The sequence below is a fragment of the Candidatus Syntrophocurvum alkaliphilum genome, from assembly GCF_009734445.1.
Classification (GTDB): Bacteria; Bacillota; Syntrophomonadia; order Syntrophomonadales; family Syntrophomonadaceae; genus Syntrophocurvum; species Syntrophocurvum alkaliphilum.
Genome location: NZ_CP046457.1, coordinates 1,110,001 through 1,128,257, shown reverse-complemented (window position 1 = coordinate 1,128,257; position 18,257 = coordinate 1,110,001). Strand labels below are relative to the sequence as shown.

11 protein-coding genes and 2 rRNA genes (1 of these 13 running past the window's edge) are annotated in these 18,257 nt (G+C 33.3%); 11 read left to right on the top strand and 2 right to left on the bottom strand.

Annotation, left to right across the window (positions count from 1 at the left end; all coding sequences use genetic code 11):
• Positions 1 to 8 precede the first annotated feature (8 nt).
• From pheT to SYNTR_RS05475, 7 genes are all read left to right on the top strand, one after another.
• The gene (gene pheT / locus SYNTR_RS05505) at positions 9 to 2,063 is read left to right on the top strand and encodes a phenylalanine--tRNA ligase subunit beta (protein ID WP_156203586.1); all 2,055 of its coding nucleotides are present in this window, start codon (positions 9 to 11) and stop codon (positions 2,061 to 2,063) included.
• 310 nt (positions 2,064 to 2,373) lie between these two features.
• Positions 2,374 to 4,044, top strand: coding sequence for a nucleoside kinase (locus SYNTR_RS05500; RefSeq protein WP_156203585.1), 1,671 nt, complete (start codon positions 2,374 to 2,376; stop codon positions 4,042 to 4,044).
• Positions 4,045 to 4,239: 195 nt separating this feature from the next.
• The gene (locus SYNTR_RS05495; RefSeq protein ID WP_156203584.1) at positions 4,240 to 4,518 is read left to right on the top strand and encodes a cell division protein ZapA; all 279 of its coding nucleotides are present in this window, start codon (positions 4,240 to 4,242) and stop codon (positions 4,516 to 4,518) included.
• A 4-nt stretch (positions 4,519 to 4,522) separates the two neighbouring features.
• On the top strand, positions 4,523 to 6,193 hold the full coding sequence (gene polX / locus SYNTR_RS05490) for a DNA polymerase/3'-5' exonuclease PolX (RefSeq protein ID WP_156203583.1): 1,671 nt from the start codon (positions 4,523 to 4,525) through the stop codon (positions 6,191 to 6,193).
• 57 nt (positions 6,194 to 6,250) lie between these two features.
• Entirely contained in the window at positions 6,251 to 6,946 is a 696-nt protein-coding gene (locus SYNTR_RS05485) for a DUF421 domain-containing protein (protein ID WP_156203582.1), read from the top strand.
• 186 nt (positions 6,947 to 7,132) lie between these two features.
• Positions 7,133 to 8,101, top strand: coding sequence for a Nif3-like dinuclear metal center hexameric protein (locus tag SYNTR_RS05480; protein ID WP_156204706.1), 969 nt, complete (start codon positions 7,133 to 7,135; stop codon positions 8,099 to 8,101).
• A 145-nt stretch (positions 8,102 to 8,246) separates the two neighbouring features.
• Positions 8,247 to 10,565 (top strand): endonuclease MutS2, encoded by a 2,319-nt coding sequence (locus SYNTR_RS05475; RefSeq protein WP_243140243.1) that lies wholly within the window; start codon positions 8,247 to 8,249, stop codon positions 10,563 to 10,565.
• Between the two features lie 93 nt (positions 10,566 to 10,658).
• On the opposite strand, the gene SYNTR_RS05470 is transcribed toward SYNTR_RS05475, so the two are convergent.
• Positions 10,659 to 13,058, bottom strand: coding sequence for a transglycosylase domain-containing protein (locus SYNTR_RS05470; RefSeq protein WP_156203580.1), 2,400 nt, complete (start codon positions 13,056 to 13,058; stop codon positions 10,659 to 10,661).
• A gap of 201 nt (positions 13,059 to 13,259) precedes the next feature.
• Here SYNTR_RS05470 and tyrS point away from each other — a divergent pair, with 201 nt between their 5' ends.
• A complete protein-coding gene (gene tyrS, locus SYNTR_RS05465; protein ID WP_156204705.1) occupies positions 13,260 to 14,438 on the top strand; it encodes a tyrosine--tRNA ligase in 1,179 nt (392 codons plus the stop codon).
• 106 nt (positions 14,439 to 14,544) lie between these two features.
• On the opposite strand, the gene SYNTR_RS05460 is transcribed toward tyrS, so the two are convergent.
• Positions 14,545 to 14,784, bottom strand: coding sequence for a hypothetical protein (locus tag SYNTR_RS05460; RefSeq protein ID WP_156203579.1), 240 nt, complete (start codon positions 14,782 to 14,784; stop codon positions 14,545 to 14,547).
• A gap of 262 nt (positions 14,785 to 15,046) precedes the next feature.
• Between SYNTR_RS05460 and yunB the strand changes: the two genes are divergently transcribed.
• The 3 genes from yunB to SYNTR_RS05445 all read left to right on the top strand — a co-directional run.
• Positions 15,047 to 15,709 (top strand): sporulation protein YunB, encoded by a 663-nt coding sequence (gene yunB / locus SYNTR_RS05455; protein ID WP_156203578.1) that lies wholly within the window; start codon positions 15,047 to 15,049, stop codon positions 15,707 to 15,709.
• 209 nt (positions 15,710 to 15,918) lie between these two features.
• Positions 15,919 to 17,496 (top strand): 16S ribosomal RNA (locus tag SYNTR_RS05450).
• Between the two features lie 328 nt (positions 17,497 to 17,824).
• A 23S ribosomal RNA gene (locus SYNTR_RS05445) occupies positions 17,825 to 18,257 on the top strand; it runs 2,551 nt beyond the window's last position.
• Together the 16S and 23S rRNA genes form the textbook arrangement of a ribosomal RNA operon.

Here is an 18,257-nt window from a genome sequence, read left to right as displayed (position 1 = left end):
GTGTTATAATGGGAGTTTCACTAAATTGGTTAAAAGAATATGTAGATACTAAATGGACATCAGAAGATATTGCACATAATTTAACTATGGCAGGTATAGCAATAGAGGGTGTTGAAAAAGTTAGCAATGATGAGATTTTAGATCTGGATTTAACTCCTAATAGAGGTGATTGCTTAGGTTTAATAAATTTAGCTCGTGAAGTGGCAGCATTAAATGAAACAAAATTAAAACTACCAGAGATAAAAATAGAAGAAAACAGTGAAGATGTTAATGATTACATAAAGGTAGACATTAATGATGTTGACTTATGCAAAAGATATGCTGCTAGAGTAATTAAAAATGTTAAGGTAGAAGAATCACCACAATGGCTACAGGATAAATTAATTAATTCTGGCATACGCCCTATAAATAATATAGTTGATATAACAAACTATGTAATGTTAGAAACTAACCAGCCACTACATGGTTTTGACTATGATTTATTGTCTGAAAAAAAACATATTATTGTTAGAAGGGCTAAAGACCAAGAAAAACTGACAACTTTAGATGGTGTAGAGCGGGAGCTTGATAGTCAAATGTTAGTAATTACTGAAGGTGACACTCCAGTCGCATTAGCTGGTGTAATGGGTGGAGAGAGCACTGAAATAAATGATAGTACGGTAACAGTTTTATTAGAATCAGCAAACTTTGAAGGTATAAGTATTAGGAAAACCTCTAAAAGACTTGGATTGCGTAGTGATTCATCAGTTCGTTTTGAAAAGGGTGCAGATGTAAATGGAGTAATCTATGCTATAAATAGAGCTACTCAATTAATACAAGATATAGCTAATGGAGAAGTAGTTAAAGGTATATGTGATGCTTATCCTAAAGTTGTTGAATTAAAAAAAGTTGAGCTAAGACCAGAACGAGTGAATTTTATTTTGGGAACTGAGTTAACTGCTGAAGAAATAAAAAATTATTTACTTAAACTAAAATTCAATGTTACTGATAAAGGTAATAAGTTTGTTATTGATGTACCATCATATCGTCCTGATATAGAGATGGAAGTTGATCTAATAGAAGAGGTGGCTAGGTTGTATGGATATGATAATATTCCATCTGTTCTACCTGCTTCTAGTGGTACTGAAGGTGGGCTTAATAAAAAGCAAAAATTCACAGAAAATCTTAAATTATTATTATCACATTATCTTTATGAAGTGATTAATTATAGCTTTATTAGCCCTAAATATTTTGACATGATAAATGAGCCAGAAGAAAGTCCTTTAAGAGAAGTGGTAACTATAGCTAATCCATTATCTGAAGAACAAAGTGTAATGAGAACTATTTTGTTACCTGGTTTACTAGATACAGTAAGTAGGAATTTAGCTAGAAAAAATACTAATCTTGCATTATTTGAAATAGGATCTGTGTTTATTAAAAGTACTGATAAACTACCCGATGAAAAACCAACTGTTGCAGCTATAGTTGCAGGTAGCCTTGATAACAACTGGCTTAATCGCAAAACAGAAATGGATTTTTACTACTTAAAAGGAATAGTTGAAGAAGTATTTTTACAGTTGGGCATTAAAGATTATTCTTTTGAAGAGTTTAAAGGTAATGCTTATCACCCAGGTAGATCAGCGTTAATTAAAGTTAATAATCAAGATTTAGGTATAATAGGGGAAGTACACCCTCTAGTTCTTGAAAACTTTAATATTAAACCAAGGGCTTGTGCCTTTGAACTTGATTTAGATTTGCTTTTCGAATTATCTACAGAAAAGAGAATGTCTAGTCCTATAACTAAGTTTCCAACAATAGAAAGAGATTTGGCAATAGTATTAAATGATGAAATTAAAGCAGCTGACGTATTAGATGTAGTCAAGGCAAATGGTTCAGAACTATTAACCAATATTCATATTTTTGATATTTATACTGGTGATCAGGTTCCAGAAGGCTGTAAAAGTATAGCGTTAAGAATGACTTATCAATCTTTCGAGAGAACATTAACTGATGATGATGTTAATCCCATAATAGAGACAATAATCAAAACTTTAGAAGAAAAGTTTAATGCTAGTTTACGTTAAAAAATATTGGAAATTAGAATTAAACAAGCTAAAGGAGAATATAGTAAAGTAAACCCATAAAAGCACGGTTAATAATGGTTCTAACCAGCCGTGAAAAAGAGGGCGCGAGGCCCTCTTTTATTGTGTTTTTTTTGTGCGGATAATTATTCTAACTAACTCTTTTTTGTTATAAGAACTTTATAATAACTAATAACATATTTGATTCTTTTAATAATTAAACAAGTATATAAATAGTAAGTCCTCATAAGAATATATAGTTCATTTTTATAATGGTATAATATAAAACATAGGGGAAGAGGAGGCGATATGCATGACTAATCCTAAAAATAATATTGAAATAGAAATAAACATTAAAAACTATGGATTAATTAAAGTAGAATCGGGGATTACGCTCAGGAATTTTTGTTCCCAAATTGAAAGTAAGTTAGCATTACCTCCAGTAGCTGGATTAATAGAAAAAAGCTTAGTAGATTTGAACTATCGATTCGAAAAGCCTTGCACTGTAGAATTAATAGATATTACTTCTGAAATGGGGTTAAGAGTTTATAGATGGACTGCAGCTTTTTTATTACTAAAAGCTTCTAATGATTTATATCCTCATAAAAAATTAATTGTAAGGCATTCTTTATCTAATGGATTGTACTGTGAATTTGAAGATGAAGAAATATCCAAGGATGTAATAGAAAATTTAAAAAATAAAATAACTGATTTAATTGCCAAAGATATACCAATTAATAGAAAGCTTATAAATAAAAAAGAGGCAATTAAAATTTTTGAGCAACAGGAACAATTAGATAAGGTTAGACTATTAAATTTTAGAGATAAAGTAAATGTTCATGTATATGAACTTGATGGCTTTTATGAATATTCTTATGGGTTTATGTTACCTTCTACCGGAATGGTGGATAAGTTTAAGCTTTTGCAATATAAGCCAGGGCTTATACTACAAACACCAGAAAAAGATGATCCTACTACAATTAAAGACTACATTGAACAACCAAAGTTAGCTAATATATTTAATGAATCTAAATCATGGGCTAAAATGTTAAATACTCCTCATGTTGCAGCACTAAATGATATTATTGAAAATTCGGATATAGGAGATATTATAAGGGTAAATGAAGCATTACATGAGAAAAAAATCGCTAGTTTTGCAGATATGATCTGTAATGATTCAAATATAAGATTAGTATTGATTTCTGGTCCTTCATCATCAGGTAAGACAACATTAGCACAGCGCTTACTTGTTCAGTTAAGAGTTAATGGTAGAAGACCAGTATCAATTTCGTTAGATAATTATTTTGTAGATCGTGAGTTAACTCCTAAAGATGAAAATGGGGATTATGATTTTGAAGCATTAGAAGCTTTAAAGTTAGATTTATTTAATGAACATTTAATCAAATTAATTAAAGGAGAAGAAGTAGAAATTCCCATATATAATTTTAAAACTGGTAAAGCTGAGCCTTATGGTGTTCCTTTAAGTGTACCAGAAGGTGAACCAATTATAATTGAGGGTATTCATGCCTTGAATGAGCGTTTAACAAAATCAATATTTAAAGATAAAAAATTTAAAATATATATTAGTGCACTAACTCAATTAAATCTTGATACTACCAATAGAATTCCTACAACCGATTGTCGCTTAATTCGACGAATGGTTAGAGATAGTAGAACGCGTGGATATTCAGCTTTAGGTACTATTAGTAGATGGCCTTCGGTAAGACGAGGTGAAGATAAAAATATTTTTCCTTTTCAAGAACAAGCAGATGTAATTTTTAATTCATCATTAGTTTATGAGTTATCAGCATTGAAAATACAAGCCGAAAACTTATTAAAAAATATTGACAACTCTAAACCAGAGTATACTGAAGCTCAAAGATTATTAAAATTTTTAAGCTACTTTAGACCTATAGAAACAGATGATATTCCAAATAACTCTATATTAAGAGAGTTTATTGGAGGAAGTTGTTTTAAACATTAGGTAAAACCTAGGCCCTTAGGTTCTAGTTTTTATTGTTACATTGTTAAAAAAATATATAGTACATTACATGGTTTAATGAAATATATTATAAATCAAGATAATAACATATCTTGGTTTTTTTATGTTTGGGAGGAAATAAATAATAAAGTATAGAATTGGTTAATTTAACTTAGCTTATGAAGGGAGTATGTTTAGGTGAGCTATGATAAAAATAATTTAAATAAGGTTACAGTAACTATATTTAACGAAGACTATGTAGTGAAAGGTGATGAAAACCCTGATTATATTACTATGTTAGCTTCCTATATAGATAGAAGAATGAAGATGGTAGAACAACGCAACCCTAATTTATCTAAAACTAAGGTTGCCGTTTTAACAGCTTTAAATTTAGCAGACGAGCTAAATAAACTCCAAGAAGACTATGATGAATTAGTAAAAACTTTAGAAGAAGAAAGAAAAAATAGAATGGGGTAGATAAATGACAAATAGAGAAGTAGTAATATTATTAGAAAATATTGCTAATCTATTACAGTTGAAAGGAGAAAATATTTATAAAGTTAGAGCTTATAAAAAAGCTGCAGAATCTATATATCATTTAGATACAGATATTAGATTGTTATCAGATGCTAACAGGCTTAACGAAATTTCTGGAGTTGGTAAGTCTGTAAAAAATACCATAGAAGACTTAATACAAAATGGCAGATCATCCTATTATGATGAATTAACCAAGGAGGTACCTACGGGTTTACTAGAAATTATAGCTTTACCTGGGGTAGGTTTTAAAACGGTTAAAACTATTTGGAATCAACTAGGTATAGATAATATAGATGATTTACTAAAAGCAGCTAAGAATAAACAAATTAGAAAACTCAATGGAATGGGAGGAAAGACAGAATATAATATAATCAAGAGTATAGAAACTGTAAAAAATAGTGGGGGTAAGGCTACTTTAGGGGTTGCTTTACCTATTGCTGAAGAATTTGCTGATTTTATTGCCCAATCTGAAAATGTTAAAAAATTAAGTATTGTTGGAAGTTTAAGAAGAAGAAAATCCCTTATAGGTGATATTGATATTTTAATTGTTGCAGATGATTATACTAAGGTAAAAGAAAAGGTTGCAAATTTTAGGAGCTTGCAAGAAATAGAAACCATAAATCAAAACAATATTACTGGTTATTTGAATTATAATATACCATTTGAATTGATATTTGTTTCTATGGAAGATTATTATTGCTCACTGATATATACAACTGGATCAAGAAAACATAGGGATAAACTTTTTGCTAATTGTGATAAAAGATTATTAAAAGATAGTAGAAGTGAAGAGGAAGTCTATAACCAAATTGGCTTATCTTATATTCCACCTGAACTAAGAGAAGATGAAGGTGAACTAGAAGCTGCTAAGAATAATCAAATTCCAAAACTAGTTTCATTATCTGATATTAAAGGGGATTTACATCTTCACTCTGACTGGAGTGATGGAGCAAGTAAGATTGAAGATATGGTAGAATCAGCACGCCTTTTTGGATTATCGTATATTGCTATTACTGATCATTCAAAATCACTTCCGATTAGTGGTGGTTTAAACGAAGATAAGCTTAAATTACAGGGTAAAGTAATTGATAGTATAAATGAAAAATATTCAGATATTAAGATTCTCAAAGGTATTGAGGTTGATATATTAAAAGATGGAAGTCTTGATTTTGATGATGATATATTAAGGGATTTAGATATTGTTGTAGCTTCAGTACACAGTAATTTTAATTTTGATAAAAATAAACAAACCGAAAGAATCATAACTGCTATTAATAATAAACATGTGAAAATATTAGGGCATTTAACTGGTAGGTTACTGAGTCGTAGATCTGCATACGAGTTAGACATAGATGAAATTTTACAGGAAGTTAAAAGAAATAAAGTTATTTTAGAAATAAATGCTCATCCAGATAGATTAGATATAGATGAAATAACTGCACGAAAGGCAAAAGAGTTAGGGATTAAAATAGCTATAAATAGTGATGCTCATCATAAAAATGAATTTTATATTCTTAAATATGGTGTTATGAATGCCCGAAGGGGTTGGCTTGAACCACAAGACGTAGTTAACACTTGGGATATAGAAAAATTGATAAATTATATAAAAGAATAATCATCTTAGTAAGGCTAAATACTAAAACATGGAACCTCTACAAAGGAGGATATTTTCATGATAGATTTTGCACTACGAGCAGTAGGTATGTATTTCTTAGCCTTACTAATGATAAGGCTTCTTGGCAAAAGAGCTCTAGGTGAGCTTGGGCCATTTGATTTTGTTGTTATGACAGGGGTTGGACATACAGTTATTGCTGTAGCATTAGATAGAAGTATACCTTTTTATGAAGGAATTGCTGTACTGGCAACTTTAGCTGTACTAGAATATACTATGGGATTTCTTTCATTAAAAAACCAAAAACTTTCACATATTATTAGTGGAAAGCCTGTAGTTCTTATTAGCAATGGGCAAATAATTAAAGAAAATTTACGTAAAGAAAAGTTTAATATTGATGATTTACTACAGGAGTTACGAAAACAAGGGGTTAGAGACCTTGATAATGTAGATAAAGGTATACTAGAGCCTTGTGGGGGGTTTAGTGTTATATTAAAAGATGAGGCGGAAGCAATATCTAAATCTGATTTAGGTATTACAAAAAGGTCCCCTAACGAGTTATTAACCATAGAACCATTAGCTAGGAAAGATATATTTGAAAGAATGAAGCGTGAACCAGTTGAAGAAGAAGAGCAACCTTGTTTACAGGATTCTGTAAAAAATATAGAGAATAAAATTGACTTACTATTAGAAAGGATTGATTTGTTAGAAAACAAAGCAGTTTCTAATGATAAAGAAAAACAAGAAGATGTGTAAACATAATACCCTTTTTGTTTTAGATATATTTAAGGTTCTGGTTCTGCTGCAAAAAGTAACTATAAAAAACTAAAGGCTGAGCGATATCAGTAGAAATAGAACAAAGAACCGTCCCCTGTTTCGTCGCCGAGTTTATTTTTTTGCAGTGAAACCATTTAATAATAGTTAATGGAAGGTGATGTTGAAGTGAAGTTAAAAGAAATTTATGAATTAGCGATTAGTATGGGAAAACGTTCTGACATTAGAGGAAATTATGTTAATGAATTATTAGAAAAGAAAGCTCAAGAATATGAAAAGTTATCAGAGGATGAAAAAGAATTTTTTGATACTGATAACCTTGATAATCCTTATAATGATACTCGTATTTTAGTTGGCAAAGGGGACGAAGAAATAAAAACTATATTGTGTGGAATTGATATAGAAACTCCAGAAATATTATTAGCTGATCGACTTAGAGAAAAAGGTGAAAAAATAGACCTTGTATTAGCACATCATCCAGAAGGATTAGCTCGAGCTGAATTACATGGGGTAATGAACATGCAAGCAGATATGTTAGAACAAATGGGAATACCTATTAATATTGCTGAAGGTATAATGGCTTCTAGAGTTGCAGAAGTTGAAAGAGGCTTGATGCCCTTAAACCACCAAAGATCAGTTGATGCTGCGCGTTTACTAGATATTCCGTTTATGTGTACTCATACAGTAACAGATAACTTGGTAAATAAATACCTGCAGGATTTATTTGATGATGCCGAATGTGTTACTGTAGATGATGTACTTAAAAAACTATATGAAATACCAGAATATCATAGAGCTAGAAAATTAAAAGCAGGTCCAAAGGTATTAGTAGGAGACAAAAAAAGAAGAGCAGGAAAAGTTTTTGTTAAAATGACTGGAGGAACTTCTGGTTCAGAAAAATCCTATGAAAAATTGGCTGCTGCTGGTATTGGGACTATTATTAGTATGCACATGCAAGATAAGCACAGAAAATTAGCCAAAGAGCATAATATTAATGTAATTATTGCTGGTCATATTGCAAGTGACTCCTTAGGAATGAACTTATTTCTTGATGAGCTTGAATTACAGGGGATTAAAATAATACCTTGTTCAGGTTTAATTAGAAAAAAACGTAATGGAGAATTGGATTTTCATTAATTAGCTAGTTTGATAAAGTATAGTTATAATTAATGTTAAAGGGCGAGTTTACTCGTCCTTTAGTTTGTACCTTAGTAACAAAATATTTACAACAACTTTAGTTTGTTAACTATGTGGGGTAAGAATAATAATGAACAAATATACAATGGATAAATTAGAATTTGATAAGATACAAAAGCAATTAGCAGATAATGCTTATTCAGAAGGTGGGCAATATAAAGCATTAAATGTAATGCCTTCTAAAGATATTGAAGAGGTTAGTTATTTTTTAGAACAAACTAGTGAAGCTATGGAATTATTAAGATTTAATAAACCAGATTTTTTAAGTTCACTTAGTAATGTTGAAGTCCAGTTAAAAAAAGCATCTGCACATGGTGTTTTAAATCCAATAGAGATATATGATATATATAATTTACTGAGATGTTCTCGTCTTACAAAGAATTATGTTAGTGAGTCAAAACTACTAAATGAATTAGGTGTAAACTTAACAGATAATAAAGAGTTAGAAACACTAATTAAACAAAAAGTTGATAAAGAAGGTTTTTTAAGAGACGATGCTTCTTCTGATCTAAAAAAAATTCGCAGTCAAGTTAATACTTTGCGTATACGTATAAAGGATTACTTACAATCCTTTGTTAGGTCAGGTAATAATTCAAAAATACTTCAAGATAATGTTGTTACCGAGAGAGATGGAAGATATGTAATTCCTATAAAGCAAGAGTATAGAAATAGTGTTAAAGGTATAGTTCACGATGAATCTGCTAGTGGAGCAACTGTTTTTATTGAACCAATGCCTGTGGTTGACCTCAACAATAAAATAAGAAGCCTTGAAAATGAAGAGAAAAGAGAGATTGAAAAAATCCTTAGAGAATTAAGTTATAAGATTACCATTGTGGCTGAAGAATTAATAATAAATTCGGAAATATTATCAAATTTAGACTTGATTTTTGCTCGAGCTAATCTTGCTTACAAAATGAAAGCATTTAAACCTGAAATAAATAACCAAGGTATAATGGAAATTAATAAAGCAAGACATCCATTACTTGGTGACGAAGCGGTTCCAGTAAATATTAAGCTAGGAAGAGAATTTGATGTTTTAGTTATAACGGGGCCTAATACCGGTGGGAAAACTGTTGTTTTAAAAACTATTGGATTATTAAGTTTAATGGCAATGAGCGGAATATTTATACCTGCTCGTGAAGATAGTACATTGTCAGTATTTGATTCGATTTATGTTGACATTGGTGATGAACAAAGTATTGAACAATCATTAAGTACTTTTTCATCTCATTTAACCAATATTATTGATATATTAAATAGTGCTAATAAAAAATCCTTGGTATTACTTGATGAATTAGGAGCCGGTACTGACCCTGTTGAAGGTGCTGCATTAGCCAGAACAATTCTAGAAGAATTAAAGCACATTGGGTCAAAGGTTGTAGTAACTAGCCATCAAAGCGAATTGAAAAGTTATGCTTATCAGGTTGAAAGAGTTGAAAATGCCTGTGTTGAGTTTGATCCAATAAGTTTACAACCTACATATGAACTTACAATCGGGACACCAGGACAAAGTAATGCATTTGAAATTGCTGCTAGATTAGGATTAAAAAAAGATATGGTTGAAAGGTCAAAAAATTTAGTACCTGAACAGCGGTTAGAAGTAAGTAATATGATTAAACAATTAAAAAAGAGTAGATACGATTATGAAAGCAAAAAAGAAAAATTACGGATACTTGAAAATGAATTAAGTATTGAAAAGAAAAAGCTAGAAGAAGAAAAACACAGATATAATACTGAAAAAGAGCAAATTTTAAATAAAACTTATAATGAAGCAAATAATTACTTGCGGAAAATAAGAAAAGAAGCTGATGAAGCTGTTGAAGAATTAAAGATTACGTTAAAGCAAAGTAAACAGGATAGTGATTTAAAATGGCATGAAATTGAAGAACAACGACAAAAAGTAAAAAACTTAAAGGTTAATGATAATAATGATATAGAGGATAGTAAGCCCCAAAAAATAATTCCGGGAGATTATGTTTTAGTCAAAACTATTAATCAAAAAGGTTATGTTTTAAATGAACCAAATAGTCAAGGAGAAGTTGTTGTCCAGTTAGGTGTACTTAAATTAAATGTAGGGCAAGAACAAATAAAAAAAATAGAATCACCTGAGGAAAAAAAGGCAAATCAACGCAATCAAGTTTATTTAGATAAAGTTAAGCATATATCAATAGAGTTGGATTTACGTGGTAAACAAGCAGAAGATGCTTTAGTTGAATTAGAAAAGTATTTAGAGGATGCAAATTTAGCTGGATTAGATAATGTTAGAATTATTCATGGTAAAGGAACGGGTGCATTAAGAACAGCTGTACAAAAATACTTAAAAACAAATAGATATGTAAGTCAATATCGCGACGGTCTTAGGGAAGAAGGTGGTCATGGAGTGACTGTAGTAGAACTAAAATAGGAGAATATGGGAGTATCCATAATTTAGTGTAAATGGTAACAAGTTTTATGAAGAGGGGTTATTTTATGATTTTATCCCCTCTTCATTTTTTTGTTAATTGTTAATAATATCCTCAATTACTTCTCTTGTTTGTTTTCTCTCTACTTCATGTTCTGGATGTGGGCAATAAGGCAGTTTTTCTCCAGGTTGTATAATAACTTCTTCTATATACTCTTCAGGACAACCACCTTGTTGAACTTGGTTTGGTGTATTGGCTCTATATAGTTGTCCCTCATGTGAGGGATCACGACAAACAGATACTGTGCGACTAAACATACCTGGTAAAGTAGCTTCAGTGTGAATATCACAGTATTCTATTTCTTCTTCATCTTTTTTTATAACTGACTGTAGTTCAGGGTCAGGACAATATTGACCAGCTAATTTACCTGATTCAGGACAAACATATGTCATCTCATGTAAATCACATTGTTCTGTTGGCACAACTGACCTAAGAGAGTAATCTGTTATTACTTCGTCTTCGGGGCAAGATTCTGAAGGCAAATTACCTGATTTTGAACAAACAGTAACATGAACTATACTATTTGGTTTTGATGATGGTGGCGGATTATCATTTGAGTGTCCTTTTTCAACCAATGATTTTAATAAAAGGGCGGGATGACTTCCACCATAAACGTTATTCATAGTATGTTCTCTATCATATCCCATCCAAACTGCACCTGAGTATTTAGATGAAACCCCACAGAACCAAGCATCTCTAGTATCATCAGATGTACCGGTTTTTCCAGCTGTGTAAACATCAGGGATAATGAAATTCGTACCAGTACCTGATGTTACTACAGTTCGCATCATATCTCTCAATAACCATGCAGATTCTTCAGACATTACTTGTTTATATTGAGGATTATGATTATATAATTCAACTCCATTATCATCAATTATTCTAGTTATAAAATGAGGTTCAGCATAAACACCTCTATTAGCAACAGTTCCGTATGCTGCTGCCATTTCTAAAGGGGTTGCTCCCTTTGTTAAACTTCCTAACCCTAATGGAGAAAGTCCTAGGTCATTATGACCAGGCGTATCAAGAAGGCCTTCAAAACCAAGTGAACTTAAAAATTCAAAACTATTTCTAATTCCTATTTCATCAACTATTTGTACAGCAACAGTATTAACAGAGTATTGCAAGGCTGTTCGTAATGTAATTAATCCTCTATATTGTTTATCATGATTTTCTGGAGAGAAAATATCATTTCCTACTTTTATGGAAATAGGAGAATCATCCATTACATTATAAGGCATGTGATTCATTTCTAAAGCTGGAGCATAAGCCGCCAAAGGTTTTAAAGCAGATCCTGGTTGGCGATGTGCATTTATAGCACGATTAAGACCCCTTTGTTGGTCATAAGAGCGACCACCCATTACTGCTTTAATTTCTCCATTACTATGATCAAGTAAAACCATGCCTGTTTGTATTAGTTCACCGGCTACAGTTTGATTGGGAAAATTATTAGGGTTACTAAAAATCTCTTCCGCATGTCGTTGTAATGATGAATCCATTGTTGTATAAATTCTTAAACCTGAACGATAAATCATATTAGTAGGGTCTTCATATCCCAAATCAGTCAATATTTGATTAGCTTCATCTATAACTCCATCAACAAAAAAACCGTATTCCTTATCACCGCTTGTTTTTTTCTTAAACTCAAGTTCAATTGCTTTAGCCTCGTTTGCAGTATTTTGATCAATAAAACCAACATTTGCCATGTTATTTAGTACAATTTCTTGTCTTGCTTTTGCTCTATCATAGTGTTGAAATGGATTGTAGCTGCTTGGACTTTGTACTAAGCCTGCTATTAGCGCACTTTCTTCTAGTGTTAAATCACTCACATCTTTTGCAAAGTAAGTATCTGCTGCTGCTTGAACTCCATAAGCACCAGCACCAAAGTAAACCTTATTTAAATACATTGCAAGTATTTCATCTTTTGAATATTCTGACTCGAGTTTAAATGCTAGTATTATTTCTTGTAGTTTTCTTTCCCACTCTTTATCAAAAGTTAAGAATGCATTACGAGCAAGCTGCTGAGTAATTGTGCTGGCTCCTTGACCAGTTAAATCACCGTCTTGTATGTTTCTAACAACTGCTCTCATAATACCCCTTACATTTATACCTTGGTGATCATAAAAATCCACATCTTCAGTTGCAATAAATGCATTAATTAAATCATCAGGAATTTCTGATAATGAAACTTCGGTTCGATTTTCCTCTGCATGAAGATTGGATATTAGCTGTTCATTTTGATCATATATAAAGGTAGTTTTTGCGCCTGAAAGCTGTTGAGCGTCCCAAGCTGGTAGATCTCTAGATACAGAGGCTAGCAATCCGATAGTAGTTCCTATACCAATTAACAATAAGACACCTATAACTTTTAAACATGTATAAAGCTTTGCTTTAGAATTGTTCTTTTTTTTAGACTCAGTCTTTTTATTAGACATATAATTAAAGCCTCCTAAATTAATCCTAAATTAAAATTAGACAGATGAATGCAAAATCCTTCTATGTATATATTACTACTATAAACTATTACGCCTTGATACGTCTAATTATTGCACATACTAATTTTAATGTGATATTATTTTTTATGGCAAGGAGGTTATTTTGTGGAAAAAAATATTAATGAATTTGTCGAAAAGCAAATGGGGGAACTGCGTAGAGGTGTAGCAGAAATAGTACCTGAAGAAGAACTTAAAAATAAATTACAAAAATCATTTGAAAAAGGTAAACCATTAAGAATTAAACTAGGTCTTGACCCTACTGCACCTGATATACACTTAGGGCACACAGTTGTTTTAAACAAATTAAGGCAGTTTCAAGATTTAGGTCACGAAGTACATTTGATAATAGGAGATTTTACTGGTCGTATTGGTGATCCTAGTGGAAAATCAGAAGCAAGAACACAGCTTACTGAAGAAGAAGTTATGGCAAATGCTCGTACATATCAAGAACAAATATTTAAAGTTTTAGATAAAGAAAAAACTATTATATATTTTAATAGTGAATGGCTGATGAAAATGAACTTAGCTGATACACTTAATTTAGCAAGCAAATATACAGTTGCTCGCATGTTAGAAAGAGATGATTTTCATAAAAGGTATAGAGATGGTTTGCCAATAAGTATACACGAATTTATTTACCCACTAATGCAAGGATATGATTCTGTTGTACTTGAAGCTGATATAGAATTGGGTGGTACGGATCAAAAATTTAATCTTTTAGTGGGGAGAAGCCTACAAAGAGAATACGGTTATGAACCTCAAATAGCTATGACAATGCCTATTCTTGAAGGAACAGATGGTGTGCAAAAAATGAGTAAAAGCCTTGGCAACTATATAGGGGTTAATGAAGAACCTTATGAAATGTTTGGTAAAACTATGTCAATTTCAGATGAATTGATATGCAGATATTTTGAATTAGTTACTAGAATTCCAATAGAAGAAATAAGAAGTATTGAACAACAAATGGCACAAGGCTACAATCCTAGAAATGCAAAGATGCGTTTAGCTAGAGAAATTATCACAATTTATCATAATTCCGAGGAAGCGCAAAAAGCACAAGAAAGGTTTGAATTAGTATTTTCAAAAAGAGATATTCCTGATGATATACCAGAAGTAATAATAAAAGAAAAGGAAGTTTGGCTTCCAAAATTCTTAGCTGAGCAAGGGCTATTAAGTTCAACAAGTGAAGGGAAAAGAATGATAAAACAAGCTGCAATCAAAGTAAATGGTGAAAAGCATAGTGATGAAAACTTAGCAATAGATGGTGAAATAATAGTTCAAGTAGGTAAAAGGAAGTTTCTTAAAATCAAAAAACAATAATTTTTTTACAAAAAGTCGGTGGTTTTATATAACCCCGACTTTTTTGATAGTATGGTTAACTAGTTAAGTTAGATTTAGTTGTGTTAGTGAAAATCAAAATTTAAAACTAAAATGATTTGAGTATTTTAGTCATTTGATCAACATGTCCTTCAAAAAATATTGCATATCCTTTCACATTAGTAAATTCAGGAGAGTTGAGGTTAATAAAAGTAAATCCTAAATCCTCTAACGTTTCCTTATCGTTACTTTTTATATATTTAATATCCTGATCACTTACTTTTTTGGCTGTACAATATACTTCTTTTCCTTTGGAATTGTAAAGTACAGTAGCTATCAATGTTCTCATATATACTATTCACTCCTGTTCAAATAAAATAAAGGTCACTCTTATAAGAGTGACCTTTATTTTATTTGGTAATGCATATGACATATTAAAAAATTATAATATAGCAGGCATTTAATGTCAAAAAAATATGAGTTTGTTATATGACTTTGACTCAGTTGCAAAAGGACTGCAAAAACCATTAAAAATTTTTTATTAAAAACTATTAAAAGTGTACACCAAATATCAACATTTTTCATATAGTAAATGTGTAGGGGGGATAGGGATGTTTAGACGAAGAAGAATAAATTATCTTCCTATTATATTAGTATCTTTGATTGTGTTTATAATGTTTATATTTGCTATGGATATAAAAATGAAATCGAGTATTTTAGAAATAGCTCAATCTAAAGCGCAATTAAGAGGTATGGAAAAAATAAATCACGTTATTAATGAAGAAATAGTTTCTAATATAGAATATGAAGATATAGTCTATATTCACAAAGATAATGATGGCAAAATAACAATGATTCAACCAAATACAATAAAGTTAAATCAGATTATGGCTAGAACCATGATAAAAGTAACACATTCATTGGAAGAAATGACGGATGATTCTTTTGCAATACCAATGGGTCAGCTTACTGGCTCAAAAATTTTAGCTGGTTATGGTCCAAAAGTTAAAATTAAAATGATTCCAGCTAGTAAAGTTTATGTTGAATTGTTAAATAAATTTGAACATGCAGGTATCAACCAAACACGGCATTTAATATATTTTAATATTCGTAGTGATATAACTGTTGCTGTTCCATTTTTAAATCAGCAAGTGGATGTAGCTACTACCATACCTTTAGCTGAAACTATTATAGTGGGTGATGTGCCTAAAACTTATGTTAATTTTAGTGGTGCAGAAAACCTGCTAGAACCCTTGATCAAAGGCGGTAATTAAAAATAGTAAAAATGATTGAGTAAATAATAAAAAAAATCTTGACATAAAACCTGCAGGGTGATATTATAATTCTTGCGCGCCAGAGAGAGGCGGCAGCGATCTTGATAAAACTGAACAGCTGAAAGAATTAGTGCGAAAAGGTCTTAAGGTAATTAAGACCGGCCAGTTAATAAAGAGTTTAAAGCCGATCAAACGGTTAAAAGATAATTTTAATGGAGAGTTTGATCCTGGCTCAGGACGAACGCTGGCGGCGTGCCTAACACATGCAAGTCGAACGGAGTCATTAGACGGAAATTTTCGGATGGAAGTTTAATGTACTTAGTGGCGGACGGGTGAGTAACGCGTGGGTAACCTGCCCATAAGAGGGGGATAACACCGGGAAACTGGTGCTAATACCGCATAAGCTATACGAGTGAAACTCTTGTATAGTAAAGATGGCCTCTGATATAAGCTATCGCTTATGGAGGGACCCGCGTCTGATTAGCTAGTTGGTGAGGTAGAGGCTCACCAAGGCAACGATCAGTAGCCGGCCTGAGAGGGTGGACGGCCACACTGGGACTGAGACACGGCCCAGACTCCTACGGGAGGCAGCAGTGGGGAATATTGCGCAATGGGGGAAACCCTGACGCAGCGACGCCGCGTGAGCGAAGAAGGCCTTCGGGTTGTAAAGCTCTGTTTTAAGGGACGAAGATACACCTGAGTAACATATGGGTGTAGTGACGGTACCTTAATAGAAAGCCCCGGCTAACTACGTGCCAGCAGCCGCGGTAAGACGTAGGGGGCGAGCGTTGTCCGGAATTACTGGGCGTAAAGAGCGCGTAGGCGGAAACTTAAGTCAGTTGTGAAAGACCGGGGCTCAACCTCGGGGTTGCGACTGAAACTAGGTTTCTTGAGGGCAGGAGAGGGCAGTAGAATTCCTGGTGTAGCGGTGAAATGCGTAGAAATCAGGAGGAATACCAGTGGCGAAGGCGACTGTCTGGACTGACCCTGACGCTGAGGTGCGAAAGCGTGGGTAGCAAACAGGATTAGATACCCTGGTAGTCCACGCCGTAAACGTTGGATACTAGGTGTAGGAGGTATCGACCCCTTCTGTGCCGCAGCTAACGCAATAAGTATCCCGCCTGGGGAGTACGGTCGCAAGGCTGAAACTCAAAGGAATTGACGGGGGCCCGCACAAGCGGTGGAGCATGTGGTTTAATTCGATGCAACGCGAAGAACCTTACCAGGTCTTGACATCCAACGAATCTTTAGGAAACTAGAGAGTGCCTACGGGAGCGTTGAGACAGGTGGTGCATGGTTGTCGTCAGCTCGTGTCGTGAGATGTTGGGTTAAGTCCCGCAACGAGCGCAACCCTTGCTATTAGTTGCTAACAATACGGATGAGCACTCTAATGGGACTGCCTGTGACAAGCAGGAGGAAGGTGGGGATGACGTCAAATCATCATGCCCTTTATGATCTGGGCTACACACGTGCTACAATGGATGGTACAGAGAGAAGCGAGGCCGCGAGGTGGAGCGAATCTCAAAAAGCCATTCTCAGTTCGGATTGGAGTCTGCAACTCGACTCCATGAAGTCGGAATCGCTAGTAATCGCGGATCAGCATGTCGCGGTGAATGCGTTCCCGGGCCTTGTACACACCGCCCGTCACACCACGAAAGCTGGCAACACCCGAAGCCGGTGAGCCAACCTCTTAAATGAGGAAGCAACCGTCGAAGGTGGGGTTAGTAATTGGGGTGAAGTCGTAACAAGGTATCCGTACCGGAAGGTGCGGATGGATCACCTCCTTTCTAAGGAGACCTGAAGATGAAATAGTTCTTCATATCCTAGGTCGAAGCTAATTCTTTTCAGCTGTTCGTTTTACTTTTATTAAAACTAGAAGTTTTAATAAAATAATTAATAATTTTAAATTTTTAATTCTTAATTAAGGTAGGGAAACAAGTTTCCCTAATATATTGAGAAAAGAAAGCTTTAGCTTTCATAACAATTAAAAATTAAGAATTAAAAATTCAAAATTCGCACCTTTAGGTGCGTAGAGTTCTTTGAAAACTGCAAACATGAGTAGGTAAAAACAATTTCACTTAACGAGTGAAGAGAAGTTCTTAATAGCGTGAATTAGGTCAAGATATTAAGGGCGTACGGTGGATGCCTAGGCGCTAAGAGGCGAAGAAGGACGTGGCAAGCGGCGAAACGCCACGGGGAGCTGCAAGCGAGCGTAGAACCGTGGATATCCGAATGGGGAAACCCGTTAGAGGCAAACCTCTAACATCCTTACCTGAAAACATAGGGTAAGGAGGCAAGACCCGGTGAACTGAAACATCTAAGTAACCGGAGGAAGAGAAATCAAAACGAGATTTCCTAAGTAGCGGCGAGCGAAAGGGAAAGAGCCCAAACCTAATATGTGTAAGGCTGCAACCGTTGCATAATAGGGGTTGAGGGGCTATTTAGGAACAACTTGCAGGTTGTTCAAAGCTTAAACTAACTAGTTAGGCGAACGTATCTGGAAAGATAGACCACAGAGAGTGAAAGTCTCGTAGCTAAAAACAAGTTA

Excerpts from the sequence above, each read along its gene's own strand:
- pheT (WP_156203586.1), top strand. The coding sequence starts at position 9 with ATGGGAGTTTCACTAAATTGGTTAAAAGAATATGTAGATACTAAATGG.
- SYNTR_RS05500 (WP_156203585.1), top strand. The coding sequence starts at position 2,374 with ATGACTAATCCTAAAAATAATATTGAAATAGAAATAAACATTAAAAAC.
- polX (WP_156203583.1), top strand. The coding sequence starts at position 4,523 with ATGACAAATAGAGAAGTAGTAATATTATTAGAAAATATTGCTAATCTA.
- SYNTR_RS05485 (WP_156203582.1), top strand. The coding sequence starts at position 6,251 with ATGATAGATTTTGCACTACGAGCAGTAGGTATGTATTTCTTAGCCTTA.
- SYNTR_RS05475 (WP_243140243.1), top strand. The coding sequence starts at position 8,247 with ATGGATAAATTAGAATTTGATAAGATACAAAAGCAATTAGCAGATAAT.
- SYNTR_RS05470 (WP_156203580.1), bottom strand. The coding sequence starts at position 13,058 with ATGTCTAATAAAAAGACTGAGTCTAAAAAAAAGAACAATTCTAAAGCA.
- tyrS (WP_156204705.1), top strand. The coding sequence starts at position 13,260 with ATGGGGGAACTGCGTAGAGGTGTAGCAGAAATAGTACCTGAAGAAGAA.
- SYNTR_RS05460 (WP_156203579.1), bottom strand. The coding sequence starts at position 14,784 with ATGAGAACATTGATAGCTACTGTACTTTACAATTCCAAAGGAAAAGAA.
- yunB (WP_156203578.1), top strand. The coding sequence starts at position 15,047 with ATGTTTAGACGAAGAAGAATAAATTATCTTCCTATTATATTAGTATCT.